Source organism: Romboutsia sp. 1001713B170207_170306_H8, assembly GCF_015550495.1.
Classification (GTDB): Bacteria; Bacillota; Clostridia; order Peptostreptococcales; family Peptostreptococcaceae; genus Romboutsia_E.
This window is the reverse complement of sequence record NZ_JADNAX010000003.1, coordinates 22578-36305: the sequence shown is the minus strand read 5'-3', so window position 1 is coordinate 36305 and position 13728 is coordinate 22578. Positions and strand designations below refer to the sequence as shown.

Here is a 13728-nt window from a genome sequence, read left to right as displayed (position 1 = left end):
AAAGAGTTGATGTACAAAATCAAAATAAAGCAAAAAAATTATTAAATGAAAGCTTCTCAAAGCAAGATTAAGGAACTTTTAACAAAGAATATATGATAAGCTTTATTCCAAGAATGTTACAGTTAATCAAACATGAATGTATAGAAGAAGTAAAAAATATAATGACTAATCATAAAGCTTAAAATGGTAAAAAGTATATATAAGTTATTATCTAGTTTTTGTACATAGTAAAGTAAATTTAAAAATAAAAAAATCCTACAAAATACTTGTTGGATTTTTTTATTTTAATTATAATATACAATGCTATTTAAATAATTGTTAAAATTACTCATAAAGTAGTTTATAAAACTTATTTAAGGGTATTATCAAATTTATATAATAATGGAAGGAAATTATAGTATGAAAAAATTATTGAAATTATTAAGTTTGTCAATATGTACAATAATTGTTGCTACATCTTTTGTAGGATGCAGTAAAAATTATACAGAAGAAATAAACTTTTTCAACTATGGAGAAAACATAGACGATGAAACAATAAAAGAATTCGAAAAAGAGTACGGCATAAAAGTAAATATGGAAACTTTTGATGATATGGAAGCAATGTATCAAAAAGTTAGCAGTGGAGCAGTTAAATATGATGTTATATTAGTATCAGATGCATTAATGCCAAGAATGATTTCTAAAAATCTTATACAGAAGTTAAATAAGGATAACATACCTAATATATCTCAAATGGATGAAAATTATTTAGATTTAGATATAGACCCAGGTAATAAGTACTCAGTTCCATATATGTTTGGAACAGTAGGCCTTATATATAACAAAGATGTAGTAAAAGAAGAAGTAAATAGTTGGGACATATTGTGGAATGAAAAATATAAAGGCAAAATATTTATGTTTGATACATATAGAGATACAATAGGAGTAGCGTTAAAGAAACTTGGATATTCTTTAAATTCAACTAACCCAGAAGAATTAAAAGAAGCAGAAACATTATTATTAGAGCAAAGAAAACTAGTTGATCCAATATATGGTGTAGATAATGGAACAGTAATGATTCCAGCTGGAGAAAGTGATATAAATATGATATGGTCTGGAGAAGGATTAAATCTTCAAGAAGAAAATCCAAACCTAGTTTATGTAGTCCCAGAGGAAGGAGCAAACTTCTGGATTGATAGTTTATGTATACCATCAAATGCTAAAAATGTAGAAGCTGCGGAGAAGTTTATAAATTTTGTAAGTGATAAAGAAAGTGCATTGAGAATAGCAGATGAGATAGGATATACAACACCAAATAAGGAAGCTAGAGAAATGCAACCAGAAGAAGTAAAGAATAATCCAAATGCATATATGACTTCAGAAATAATGGATAGATGTGAAATTTATGCAGATTTTACATTAGATGTTAAAAAGATGTATGATGAAGTTTGGTTAAATATAAAATCAAATGATTAATATATGTGAGGGAAGATTAAATATCTTTCCTTATTTTTATGCTATAATTTAATTCAAATGAGCTTAGGAAACTAGAGATAAAAAAGGGGGAAGGCTTATATGCCAATAAGAATACCAAAAGAACTACCAGCATTTGAAGTTCTATCAAATGAAAATATATTTGTAATGAATACACAAAGGGCTAACACACAAGACATTAGGCCTTTAAAAATAGGAATATTAAATCTTATGCCTATAAAAATTCAAGCAGAAAATCAACTTTTAAGGTATTTATCAAATACACCACTTCAAGTAGAAATAACATTACTTCAAACTAGAACTTATAAGTGTAGCCATACACCAATAGAACACTTAGAAAAATTTTATAGATATATAGATGATGTAAAAGATCAAAAGTTTGATGGGCTAATTATAACTGGAGCACCAGTAGAGAAAATGGAATTTGAAGATGTTGAATATTGGGATGAGTTAAAAGAAATAATGGAGTGGACTAAGAGCAATGTATTTTCAACAATGCATATATGTTGGGGGGCTCAAGCTGCACTTTACTATCATTATAATATTGAAAAATATACTTTAGATAAAAAATTATTTGGAGTATATAAACATTGGAATAACTGCCAGTATGAAAATTTGACAAGAGGATTAAATGATATATTTTATGCTCCACACTCAAGACACACATCAATAAAAAGAGAAGATATAGAAAATATAAAAGAATTAGATATATTGTCAGAATCTGAGGAAGCTGGAGTATTTATAGTAGCAAGTAATGATAGAAGGCAAATATTTATAACGGGTCATTTAGAGTATGATAGAGATACTTTAAAAAATGAATACTTTAGAGATTTAAATAAAGGTCTTGAAATAGAAATTCCTATGTACTACTTTGAAAATGACGATGTAAACTCTATACCTAGAGTTAATTGGAGGGAAAGTGCTAATATAGTATTTGGAAATTGGCTAAACTACTGTGTATATCAAGATACACCTTATAATATTAATGACATAGGAATTAATTTGGTTAAAGTAAAATAAATTTTATATAAATAAAATAAATAAGTTTGTTGCATGATGATATAATGTAAAATACAATATACTTAATTAAATAAACTTAAATGAAATCTTATTTAGAGAGGTGGAGGGATAGGCCCTATGAAACCCAGCAACCAGTATTAAAAATATATGGTGCTAATTCCTACTTATGTATTATTCATAAGAAAGATAAGAGAGTATGCTTTGGAAATTAGGCCCTCTTTTATAAAAGAGGGTTTTATTATTTTTTTTATATATTATAGGGGGCATTAAGAATGGGAAATAGAAAATTAGGATTTGATACAATACAAGTTCACGGAGGACAAAATCCAGATCCAACAACAGGTTCTAGAGCTGTGCCAATATATCAAACTACATCTTATGTATTTAACAGTGTTGAACACGGAGCAAACTTATTTTCACTTAAAGAAGAAGGTAATATTTATACAAGGATTATGAATCCAACAACAGATGTTTTTGAACAAAGAATGGCACTATTAGAAGGCGGAGTAGGTGCAGTTGCGGTAGCATCAGGTTCAGCAGCTATAACTTATGCTATTTTAAATATATTAGGATCAGGAGATGAAATAGTATCAGCAGGAACTTTATATGGAGGTACTTTTAACTTATTTTCTACAACGCTGCCAAGACTTGGAATCAAGACCACATTTGTAGACTGCGATAATCCTGAAAATTTTAAGCATGCTATTAATGAAAATACTAAAGCTTTATACATTGAAACTATAGGTAATCCGGTAATAAATATAGCGGATATAGAAGCTATTGCAAAAATTGCACATGAAAATAATATACCACTTATAGTTGATAATACTTTTGGAACACCATATTTAGTTAAGCCCTTTGAATTTGGTGCAGATATAGTAGTTCACTCAGCTACAAAGTTTATAGGTGGTCATGGAACGTCTATAGGAGGGGTTGTAATTGATTCTGGGAATTTTGATTGGGAAGGTAGTGGTAAATTTGATGTCCTTGTGGAGCCAGATTCAAGTTATCATGGTATGAGCTACACAAAAGATGCAGGTAAAGCAGCCTACATTACTAAATTAAGAGTCCAACTTTTAAGGGATACAGGTGCTTGTATAAGTCCATTTAATTCATTTTTATTATTACAGGGGCTTGAAACCTTATCACTAAGACTTGATAGACATGTTAGTAATACTAAAAAAATAACAGAATATCTAATTAATCACTCACAAGTATCATGGGTAAATTATCCTGGCCTTAAAGATAACAAATATTATGAGCTAGCTAGTAAATATTGTCCTAAGGGACCAGGTTCTATATTTACATTTGGAATAAAAGGTGGAGTCAAGGCTGGTAAAGTATTTATAGAGTCATTAAAAATTTTCTCCCACCTGGCAAATGTTGCCGATGCAAAATCTCTTGTTATACATCCAGCAAGTACAACTCATGCTCAATTAAATGAAGAAGAACAAAAACTAGCAGGTGTTTCACCAGATATGATAAGGGTATCTGTTGGTATAGAAGACGTAGAGGATTTAATTGCTGACTTAGAAAATGGTTTAAAAAAAGCAAGTGAAATTTGTTTAGAAAAAATTGCTGATTAAAAAATAGTCAAATATAAGTTTACCATTAAAAATAGTAACTATACTAGATATTAAACTTCTAGAGTAGTTAATATTTTTATAAATTATATAAGAAGATGATATTGAAAGAAATCATAAAAAGAAACATTGAAAATAAAACGTAGATAAAAAACTAAATATGTTTAAGAATATTAGATAAAGTATATATAAATACTAAATATAAAACTATTAAAGATAAAAGGAATAAGGATTATGACTAAGGAAAAAAGACGTATAATAATAGATTTTGAAGTATTATCCAAAGGTGGGTTTTGGATGTGTTGTATGAAAGATTATAAGACAAAAAAGGAACATACAATAATAAACAATAGGGATGAACTTATAAGAGTTTATAATAAAAATAAAAATTCAATTTGGGTTGGATATAATATAAAAGGATATGATCAATGGATACTAAAGGCAATTATAGCAGGATTGAATCCTTGTGAAGTATCAGATAAGCTTATAGAACAAAAAATATCAGGATGGCAAATTGATAGAAACTTACATAAAATCCCATTATATATTTTTGAAATAAATGATAATTTTAGAAGTTTAAAAGAGCTTGAATTATTTATGGGAGAAGATATAAGGGAAAGTACAGTATCTTTTGATTTAAATAGATATCCAAATGAAGAAGAAATTAAAGAACTTACTACATATTGTCTACATGATGTTAGAATGACTACAAAAGTATTTGAAGAAGTTTATTATAAATATGAAGCTCAGCGTGGTCTTATAGAGTATTTTAATTTAGATGAAATTATGTTTAATAAAACAGAGGCTCAGCTAAGTGCATACATATTAGGAGCAAAAAGGCCTAACTACGACAGAAATGATACTAATGAGTTTGAGATAATAGATACAATAAGGCTTAGTAAATACAATGATATAAAGAAGTGGTATGAAGATTATAATAATAGAGATTTGAAAAAGTATCTAAGAACCACTGTATATGGAATAGAAACCGATTTTGGATGGGGAGGACTTCATTCTGCTAGAAAAAAATATGAGGCTAAAGATTATATTGTTAATTCTGATGTAAGCTCTTTTTATCCATCTATAATGATAGAATATAACCTTAATAGTAGGAATGTAAAAAATCCAGATAAATATAAGGAAATAAGAGATACAAGATTTAATTTAAAAAAAGAGAAAAATCCAATAGAGAAGTCTTTGAAAATAGTTTTAAATAGTGCATATGGAGCTTGTATGGATGCAACTAATGATCTTTATGACCCAAGACAAGGAACAGCTATTTGTGTAAATGGTCAACTTTTATTATTAGATCTTATAGAAAAAGTTGAATTAGAATTTAAGGATAATGCTCAGTTTATACAAGGAAATACAGATGGTGTTATGTTTAAGTTTAATTCTAAAGAAGATGTTAATAGATATTTAGAAATATGTAAAACTTGGTGTGAAAGAACTAAAATGGAACTTGAACACGATTTTATTAAAAAAATAATACAAAAAGACGTTAATAATTATGTATACATCAAAGAAAATGGAGAGGTAAAGAGCAAAGGTGCTTATGTAAAAAAATTGAGCATAATAGATAATGATTTACCAATAGTTAATAAAGCTATAAAAGAAAAATTAATTAATAATATTGATATTGAAGATACAATTAATAATTGTAATAAGCTTATAGAGTTTCAAAAGTGCGTAAAAATAACGGGAAAATATAGCCATGCAGTACATGGAGATGAAAATATAAATTTAAAAGTACTTAGGGTATTTGCTAGTAAAAGATACTTTGATTATCCTATTATGAAGATGAAGGGTGATAATAAGTTAGAAAAAATAAGTTATACTCCAGATAGAGTATTTATAGATAATAGTAATATTAAAGATAAAGAAGTACCTGAAAATCTTGATAAATCATGGTATATATCATTAGCAAAGGAAAGACTTGATAGCTTTGTTCCAGAAAATACTATTACCTTATTTGATTTTTTAGATATGACTCAAAATTAAAAGTTAAAATGATAGGGGTATAAATATGGTATTTTAATGAATATTTATTTAATATTATATTTTATAAAGGGGAGTGAGTTATGTCAAATAAAAGTAGAATATTAATAAATAGGGATGGATTTACATCTAAGTTAGGATTTATACTTGCGTGTGTAGGTTCAGCGGTAGGTATGGGTAATATATGGATGTTTCCATATAGAGTAGGTCAATTTGGAGGAGCAACATTTCTTATACCGTATTTATTATTTGTTGTATTATTAGGATATGCAGGTCTTATAGAAGAGTTTGCATTTGGGAGAATGACTCAAACTGGTCCTATAGGATCTTTTGATTATGCAATGAAATCTAGAGGATATAAAGGAGGAAGTGTATTTGGAATAATTCCAGTTCTAGGAGCATTTGGTATAGCTGTAGGATACGCAGTAGTCGTGGGATGGTTTATTAAATTTTTAGTAGGTTCTATAACTGGTGATATGCTAAGAACTCTAGATTCTGGAGTTTATTTTGGAGAAATATCCGGAAATTTTGGGCATCTATAACATCACTTATAAATTTACTTGAAGTTCCAATAGAAGCTTTAGAAAATAAGTTAAATTTAAAAAGAAATACATCTGTTTTTTTAGTTTGTATAGTGACATTTTTAATTGGTATATTTATAGAAAATGGATATATTTTAAGCAGATGGATGGATATTGTATCCATATACATAATACCTTTTGGGGCTTTTATATCTGGAGTGATGTTTTTTTTGATTATAGGTATTAAAAAAGCTAAAGCTGAAATAGAAACTGGAGCTAAAAAGCCTCTTGGAATTTGGTTTGAACCTATGGCAAAATATGTATTTGTGTTATTAACATTAATTGTATTAGTAGGTGGGGGAATTCTAGGTGGAATAGGATAAAATTTAAAAATAAAAAGATAAAATGGCATGAATAAGAGTTAGTTATAACTAAAATTCATGCCATCTTTGTATATTTAGACTATTAGATTATAGTGTATTGGAAATTTTCAAATAATAAACGAGTTCCTTCATCTATTTCCAAAGGTAGAAGGGCCCTTGCTATGCTTATTCTTTCCTTATGTTCATCTTCAAGTATAGCATAGTCTCCATTTATTAGTGCAACTATATACTCTCTTGTAATCATATTTTTATCCCCTCTTAAAGTTATATTCATATTATATATTTTTAACTGACAAAAAACAATTAATTTTGGTGTCCTTTTGGTGTTTATTTAAGTATGCTATAATCTTAATATTAAACTCAAAAGAGAGGGTATTTATATGAGTAAAGATAAATTATTACATAATAAAAATACAATATCTATAAAGTATAAAGGTATAGATATTAATGTAAATTTAATATATAGAAAAAGAAAGAATATAACTATACAAATCAAGCCTAATTATGAAGTAAGTATAATAAGCCCTTTAGGCGTTCCTAAAAAACTTTTAAAGAATTTTTTAATTGAAAAAAGTGATTGGATTTTAAAGAAGTTTGATGAGTATAAAGAGGTTGAGCATATATATAAAGAAAAAGAGTTTGTAGATAATGAAAAGTATATGTACTTGGGAAAAGAATATAATTTAAAAATTATTATCGATGAGAATGAAGAAGTATTTATAGATAATGACTTACTTATAGTAAGGGTAAAAAATACTGAAAAAGAATATATCAAAAATAAACTAAAGCTTTGGTATAAAAAAGAAAGTGAAAGAATAGTAATTGAAAGGTTAGTTTATTGTAGAGAACACTGTAGCATGATGATGAGGCTAATACCAAGTAAATTAAAGGTCAAGGAACAAAAAAAGAGATGGGGTACTTGTACATCTAAAAGATCTATATATATAAATTCTAAAATATCTATGGCTAGAAAAGAAGCAATAGATTATATTCTTATACATGAATTTAGTCATTTAGTACATATGAATCATTCAAAAGACTTTTACAGTTTAGTAAAACAAATGATGCCAAATTATAAAGAACAAGAAAAATGGCTTAAAGAAAACTCTTATAAATTAAAGCTTTAAACATATAATTTTAGTAATAGATATGTAAAGGAGGCGTTAGAGTGGCAGATAAGACTAATAGTAGAAAAACTAATTCTAGAAATAGCAATTGCAATACTAATGGTTCAAGTAATAATAGTAATCAAAGTGGTCTAGGATTAGCATCTATTAGTTATGCAGATTTTGTTATTTTATCGTCTACTTTGTCATATGCAATAGCTGAAGAGCTAAATGATGCAGATTTGGATATGCTTATAGCATTTTTTGGTATGATTGTATCTGATTTAGCAATACTTAGAACTAGTCGTGGTATTAACAATGCTCAACAAATATCTACTCAAGAGGAAGAGACAGAATCAGAATCTATAATTGGATCAGAAGATACTTCAACATCATCATCAACTTTAGCATCTGTTGGGAACGTTAGATCTAATTCAAAAAAGAAAAAACGTATAAAAAAGATAAAAAGAAAAAAGAAAAATAAAAGAAATGAATTAACGTAAAAAAATAAATATTCAGAAAATTTAAATAATACGATTGACATAGATATATATATTGAATATAATTCTATTAACAACAAACAACTTTATTAAAAAAGCAAAGATGGAGACAAAAATACTTAAGTACAATTAATTACAGAGAACCAATTGTTGCTGAGAGTTGGTATTAATTGAAGTATATAATGATCACTCCTAAGCTTTCATACTGAAATTATTAGTAAGTATGAACGTATTCCAGCGTTATATGGATAGGGTTAATATATGACCTGAAAAAGAGTGGTAACTATATTTTTATAGTTACAAATAAGGTGGTACCGCGGAAGACAACTTTCGTCCTTATAAGTAAGATAGGTTTGCTTATATTGATGAGAGTTTTTTTATTTAAAATAGTGAATTATATATAATTAGGAGGTAGTTTTATATGGATAGAAATTTATATGCTAATTTAAATCAAGGAATAGACTCTTTTTTAAGAGTAGCCATGACATTAAGAAGAAAAGAGATAGCTATAAAAGCTATTAGTATGACTACTGATAAATATGAAAATACTGGGATAAAATTAACAATAAATGAAGATAAAACTTCTTTGCAAGAAGTTATAAATTATATGAATAAGTTGTATGATGTAAAAGACTTAAAAGTACAATAGTTAACAGTTAATAAGGGGGATAAAATGAGAAGTGATAAAGTAAAAGAAGGATTAACTAAAGCACCACATAGATCTTTATTTAAGGCAAGTGGGTATACAGATGAAGAGATAGGTAAACCTTTTGTAGGCATAGTAAACTCTTTTAATGAGATAGTTCCAGGTCATATACATTTAAGAGAGTTAACTGAATGTGTAAAAAGAGGTGTTTTAATGAGAGGAGGAACACCTCTTGAATTTCCATCTATTGCAGTTTGTGATGGAATAGCTATGAATCATGAAGGAATGAAATATTCTCTAGTAAGTAGAGAAATTATAGCAGATAGTATAGAAATAATGGTTAAAGCACATGGATTAGATGGTATAGTTCTTATACCAAGTTGTGACAAGGTAGTTCCAGGGATGTTAATGGCTGCAGCAAGGATAAATATACCATGTATAGTTGTAAGTGGTGGACCAATGCTTGCAGGAAATCTTAATGGAAATAGAGTTGATTTGATAACTACTTTTGAAGCTGTTGGAAAAGTTGCTGATAATAAAATTAGTGAAGATGAACTTTTAGATTTAGAAGATGCAGCATGTCCAACTTGTGGTTCTTGTGCAGGTATGTTTACTGCAAACTCTATGAATTGTATGACTGAAGGTCTTGGAATGGCACTTAGAGGTAATGGTACAATACCAGCAGTTTACTCTGAAAGAAAAAGACTTGCGAAAAAAACTGGTATGAAAATAATGGAACTAATTGAAAAGGATATAAAAGCAAGAGATATTATGAATAAAAAGTCATTTGAGAATGCTCTAGCTTTAGATATGAGTTTAGGATGTTCTACAAACACAGTTCTTCATTTAACAGCTATAGCTCATGAAGCAGGAGTAAAGATGAACTTAGATAAAATAAATGAAGTAAGCTCAAAGGTTCCTAATTTATGTAAGCTTAGTCCGGCAGGAAATGATTACATAGAAGATTTAAATGCATGTGGTGGAGTGTATGCAGTAATGAATGAGCTAAATAAAAAGAGGTTAATTAATACAGACACTTTAACTTGTGAAGTTAAGACTGTAGGAGAACTATTAATAGAAAAAAATGATAATAGTGTAATAAGAGATATAAATAATCCATATTCCAAAGAGGGTGGAATAAAAGTACTTAGAGGGAACTTAGCACCTGATGGAGCTGTAATAAAAAAATCTGCACTAGATTCTAAAGTAGTTGAATTTACTGGAGTAGCTAAGGTATATGAAAGTGAAGAAGATTGTGTAGATGCTATACTTTCAGGAAAAATAAAGAAAGGCGATGCTGTAGTTATAAGATATGAAGGTCCAAAGGGAGGTCCTGGTATGAGAGAAATGCTAACTCCAACATCTGCACTTTGTGGTATGGGTTTAGATGCTGATGTTTGTTTAATTACAGATGGAAGGTTCTCAGGAGGAAGTAGGGGATTTTCAATAGGACATGTATCACCAGAAGCAGCTGAAGGTGGACTTATAGCATATGTATGTGATGGTGACTTAATAAAAGTAAACTTGAAAGAAGGATGTTTACAACTCTTAGTAGATGAAGGTGTTATAACCAAAAGAAAAGAAAATACAGAAATAAAACTTAAGAACTTAAGTGGGTACTTAAGGAAATATGCAAGTTTAGTTAGTTCAGCAGGTAAGGGAGCTGTATGTGAATAGTAAATGAGGAGGTGTAGTATGCAGGGTGCTAGGATTGTATTAGAGTGTCTTAAAAAAGAAGGTGTAAACACTATATTTGGATATCCAGGAGGTGCGGTAATACCTTTATATGATGCACTATATGACTATAAAAATGATTTTAAGCATGTAAGAACTAGCCATGAACAAGGACTTGTACATGCAGCTGATGGATATGCAAGAAGTACAGGAAAAGTTGCTGTATGTTTTGTAACATCTGGACCAGGAGCAACTAATGCTGTAACAGGTATAGCTACAGCCTATATGGATTCTAGCCCTTTAGTAGTAATAAGCGGTCAAGTTCCAACTACATTACTAGGTAAGGATTCCTTTCAAGAAATAGATATAACAGGTGTTACATTATCAATAACTAAGCATAATTATTTAGTTAGAAATATTAAAGATATAGCTCCAACTATAAAAGAAGCTTTTAAGGTTGCTAACACTGGAAGAAAAGGTCCTGTACTTATAGATATACCTAAGGATTTATTTTTAGAGGAGATTGATTTTAATCCAGACAATTACACTTCTTATTTACATAAAATCGATTTAAATAAATTAAACACTTTTGAATTGGATGAAGTTAATAATGAAAGTTTAAATAAAGCTATAGATTTAATACATAAATCAAAAAAACCAATTATCTATGCTGGTGGAGGAGTTAAATCATCTAATGCGGAGGATTTATTACTTGAATTTGCTAAAAAAATAGATACTCCAGTTGTAAATACACTTATGGGGCTAGGGAGTATAGATAGAAAAGATAAACTATCTTTAGGATTAGTTGGTATGCATGGAAGTAGAGAGAGTAATTTAGCTCTTTCTAATTCAGATTTAGTAATAGCAATAGGAGCTAGATTTAGTGATAGAGTTGTAGGAAAGACATCTGAATTTGCAAAAAAAGCAAATATAATTCATATAGATATAGATCCATCAGAATTAAATAAAAATGTAGAGACAGATGTAGTTTTAACTGGAGATGTAGCAAATGTATTAAAAGTACTAATTAATAGCGTAAAAGTTAAAAATAATGAGAATTGGAAAGAGAATATAAAAGAATTTAAAGAAGATATAATGTTAAAAAAAGATGAGTTTCATCCTAAGAATATATTAAAGTTATTAAACCAAAAGATAGGTTCAAATAGCATCGTTGTAACAGATGTGGGTCAACATCAAATGTGGACAGCGAAGTACTGGGAGTACTCTAAGGGAAAAACACTAATAACTTCAGCTGGCCTTGGAACTATGGGATTTGGGTTAGGTGCAGCAATAGGAAGTAAGGTTGGTAATGAAAATAAACTGGTAGTTTTAGTTACTGGAGATGGAAGTTTTAGAATGAACTGTAATGAGCTTGCAACAGTGTCAAAATATAGAATACCAATAGTTATAGTACTTCTTAATAATGGAGCACTTGGAATGGTAAGGCAGTGGCAAAAACTATTTTCACATGAAAGATACTCAGAAACAGATATAGATAATAGTTTAGATTATGTAGTTCTAGCTAAGGCATATAATATAGATGGATACAGTATAAGTGATATAGATGAATTAAATTTAGTTTTAAATAAAGTAGATTTTAATAAACCAATAATCTTACAGTGCAATATAAATAAAGATTATAATGTATATCCGATAGTACCGCCTAATGATGCATTAGAAAACTTAATATGTCATTAGATTAAAATATAAAAATACTTAAGAATATAGGGGGATTTAAAAATGAAAAAAATGTACTATGAAAATGATGTAAACTTAGATGTTTTAAAAAATAAAAAGGTTGCAATATTAGGTTATGGAAGTCAAGGTCATGCACATGCTCAAAACCTTAGGGATAGTGGAGTAGAAGTAGTAGTAGGATTACATGAAGGCAGCAAATCAAGACAAAAAGCTGTAGATGATGGATTTGAAGTTGTAAGTGTTTCCAATGCTACAAAACAGAGTGATATAGTAATGTTACTTCTTCCAGATACAGCTCAAAAGCAAATATATGAAGATAGTGTTAGAGATAATTTAAGAGAAGGTCAAACCTTAGCTTTTGCTCATGGATTTAATATACACTATAATAGAATAACTCCACCGGATTTTGTAGATGTTGTAATGGTAGCTCCAAAAGGACCAGGGCATTTAGTTAGAAGTGTATTTAAAAATGGAAGTGGAGTTCCAGCATTATTTGCAGTAGAGCAGGATCACACTGGTGATGCTGAAACTACAGTTTTAGCCTATGCAAAAGGAATAGGTGCAACTCGTGCTGGAGTACTTAGAACTACATTTAAAGAAGAAACTGAAACTGATTTATTTGGAGAACAAGCAGTTCTTTGTGGTGGAGTAAGTGAGCTTATAAAATCAGGATTTAAAACTTTAGTAGATGCAGGTTATCAACCAGAAGTAGCATATTTTGAATGCTTACATGAAATGAAATTAATAGTGGATTTAATCTATGAAGGTGGATTTGAAGCAATGAGATACAGTATAAGTGACACTGCTGAATATGGTGATTATGTATCAGGTCCAAGAGTAATAACTGATGAAGCAAGAAAAGGAATGAGAGATATCTTAAATGATATACAAAATGGTAAGTTTGCAAAAGAATGGATAGAAGAAAATGAAAGTGGATGCGTAAACTTTTTAGCTAAGAGAAATGAAGAATACAATTCGCAAATATCTGAAGTTGGAAGAAATTTAAGAAATATGATGTCTTTTTTAAATAAAAATGAACAAAAAGTAAAGGCAACAAATTGTTAATTAACACAAATTAAGATTACTTAGTACTGCTATAATAAATATTTATTATAGCAGTACTTTT

13 protein-coding genes, 1 riboswitch and 1 other annotated feature are annotated in these 13728 nt (G+C 28.8%); of the genes, 12 read left to right on the top strand and 1 reads right to left on the bottom strand.

Annotation, left to right across the window (positions count from 1 at the left end; all coding sequences use genetic code 11):
• Window positions 1–399: 399 nt before the first annotated feature.
• The 6 genes from I2A66_RS07195 (at window position 400) to I2A66_RS17605 (ending at window position 6978) form a co-directional block, all read left to right on the top strand.
• Window positions 400–1455 (top strand): ABC transporter substrate-binding protein, encoded by a 1056-nt coding sequence (locus I2A66_RS07195; protein WP_122640735.1) that lies wholly within the window; start codon window positions 400–402, stop codon window positions 1453–1455.
• Window positions 1456–1554: 99 nt separating this feature from the next.
• The gene (metA, locus tag I2A66_RS07190) at window positions 1555–2493 is read left to right on the top strand and encodes a homoserine O-acetyltransferase MetA (RefSeq protein ID WP_122640733.1); all 939 of its coding nucleotides are present in this window, start codon (window positions 1555–1557) and stop codon (window positions 2491–2493) included.
• Between the two features lie 85 nt (window positions 2494–2578).
• Window positions 2579–2686, top strand: a riboswitch (SAM riboswitch).
• 79 nt (window positions 2687–2765) lie between these two features.
• Window positions 2766–4079, top strand: coding sequence for an O-acetylhomoserine aminocarboxypropyltransferase/cysteine synthase family protein (locus I2A66_RS07185; protein ID WP_147516140.1), 1314 nt, complete (start codon window positions 2766–2768; stop codon window positions 4077–4079).
• 231 nt (window positions 4080–4310) lie between these two features.
• Window positions 4311–6077, top strand: a complete 1767-nt coding sequence (locus I2A66_RS07180; RefSeq protein WP_243113409.1) for a hypothetical protein — start codon at window positions 4311–4313, stop codon at window positions 6075–6077.
• Between the two features lie 80 nt (window positions 6078–6157).
• Complete coding sequence (locus tag I2A66_RS17610) at window positions 6158–6616, top strand: hypothetical protein (protein ID WP_330615459.1); 459 nt, start codon at window positions 6158–6160, stop codon at window positions 6614–6616.
• 92 nt (window positions 6617–6708) lie between these two features.
• Entirely contained in the window at window positions 6709–6978 is a 270-nt protein-coding gene (locus tag I2A66_RS17605; RefSeq protein ID WP_330615458.1) for a hypothetical protein, read from the top strand.
• Window positions 6979–7060: 82 nt separating this feature from the next.
• On the opposite strand, the gene I2A66_RS07170 is transcribed toward I2A66_RS17605, so the two are convergent.
• Window positions 7061–7222: a DUF3006 domain-containing protein gene (locus tag I2A66_RS07170; RefSeq protein ID WP_122640730.1), complete on the bottom strand. Its 162-nt coding sequence runs from the start codon at window positions 7220–7222 to the stop codon at window positions 7061–7063.
• A 136-nt stretch (window positions 7223–7358) separates the two neighbouring features.
• On the opposite strand from I2A66_RS07170, the gene I2A66_RS07165 reads away from it, so the two are divergent.
• From I2A66_RS07165 to ilvC, 6 genes are all read left to right on the top strand, one after another.
• Entirely contained in the window at window positions 7359–8105 is a 747-nt protein-coding gene (locus tag I2A66_RS07165) for a M48 family metallopeptidase (RefSeq protein ID WP_147516119.1), read from the top strand.
• Between the two features lie 41 nt (window positions 8106–8146).
• Window positions 8147–8587, top strand: a complete 441-nt coding sequence (locus I2A66_RS07160; RefSeq protein WP_147516118.1) for a hypothetical protein — start codon at window positions 8147–8149, stop codon at window positions 8585–8587.
• 88 nt (window positions 8588–8675) lie between these two features.
• Window positions 8676–8925, top strand: a binding site (T-box leader).
• Between the two features lie 80 nt (window positions 8926–9005).
• Complete coding sequence (locus I2A66_RS07155) at window positions 9006–9233, top strand: ACT domain-containing protein (protein WP_122640725.1); 228 nt, start codon at window positions 9006–9008, stop codon at window positions 9231–9233.
• Between the two features lie 24 nt (window positions 9234–9257).
• Window positions 9258–10907 carry a dihydroxy-acid dehydratase gene (gene ilvD, locus I2A66_RS07150; RefSeq protein WP_147516117.1) on the top strand — a complete coding sequence of 550 codons (1650 nt, stop codon included), beginning with the start codon at window positions 9258–9260 and terminating at the stop codon, window positions 10905–10907.
• 18 nt (window positions 10908–10925) lie between these two features.
• The gene (gene ilvB / locus I2A66_RS07145; RefSeq protein ID WP_122640722.1) at window positions 10926–12602 is read left to right on the top strand and encodes a biosynthetic-type acetolactate synthase large subunit; all 1677 of its coding nucleotides are present in this window, start codon (window positions 10926–10928) and stop codon (window positions 12600–12602) included.
• A 42-nt stretch (window positions 12603–12644) separates the two neighbouring features.
• Window positions 12645–13667: a ketol-acid reductoisomerase gene (gene ilvC, locus I2A66_RS07140; RefSeq protein ID WP_122640720.1), complete on the top strand. Its 1023-nt coding sequence runs from the start codon at window positions 12645–12647 to the stop codon at window positions 13665–13667.
• Window positions 13668–13728: the final 61 nt, after the last annotated feature.

What these genes read in the sequence shown, in the direction of transcription:
- I2A66_RS17610 (WP_330615459.1), top strand. Translation starts at nt 6,158, where the DNA reads ATGTCAAATAAAAGTAGAATATTAATAAATAGGGATGGATTTACATCT.
- I2A66_RS07195 (WP_122640735.1), top strand. Translation starts at nt 400, where the DNA reads ATGAAAAAATTATTGAAATTATTAAGTTTGTCAATATGTACAATAATT.
- I2A66_RS07165 (WP_147516119.1), top strand. Translation starts at nt 7,359, where the DNA reads ATGAGTAAAGATAAATTATTACATAATAAAAATACAATATCTATAAAG.
- ilvD (WP_147516117.1), top strand. Translation starts at nt 9,258, where the DNA reads ATGAGAAGTGATAAAGTAAAAGAAGGATTAACTAAAGCACCACATAGA.
- I2A66_RS07180 (WP_243113409.1), top strand. Translation starts at nt 4,311, where the DNA reads ATGACTAAGGAAAAAAGACGTATAATAATAGATTTTGAAGTATTATCC.
- ilvB (WP_122640722.1), top strand. Translation starts at nt 10,926, where the DNA reads ATGCAGGGTGCTAGGATTGTATTAGAGTGTCTTAAAAAAGAAGGTGTA.
- metA (WP_122640733.1), top strand. Translation starts at nt 1,555, where the DNA reads ATGCCAATAAGAATACCAAAAGAACTACCAGCATTTGAAGTTCTATCA.
- ilvC (WP_122640720.1), top strand. Translation starts at nt 12,645, where the DNA reads ATGAAAAAAATGTACTATGAAAATGATGTAAACTTAGATGTTTTAAAA.
- I2A66_RS07155 (WP_122640725.1), top strand. Translation starts at nt 9,006, where the DNA reads ATGGATAGAAATTTATATGCTAATTTAAATCAAGGAATAGACTCTTTT.
- I2A66_RS07185 (WP_147516140.1), top strand. Translation starts at nt 2,766, where the DNA reads ATGGGAAATAGAAAATTAGGATTTGATACAATACAAGTTCACGGAGGA.
- I2A66_RS07170 (WP_122640730.1), bottom strand. Translation starts at nt 7,222, where the DNA reads ATGATTACAAGAGAGTATATAGTTGCACTAATAAATGGAGACTATGCT.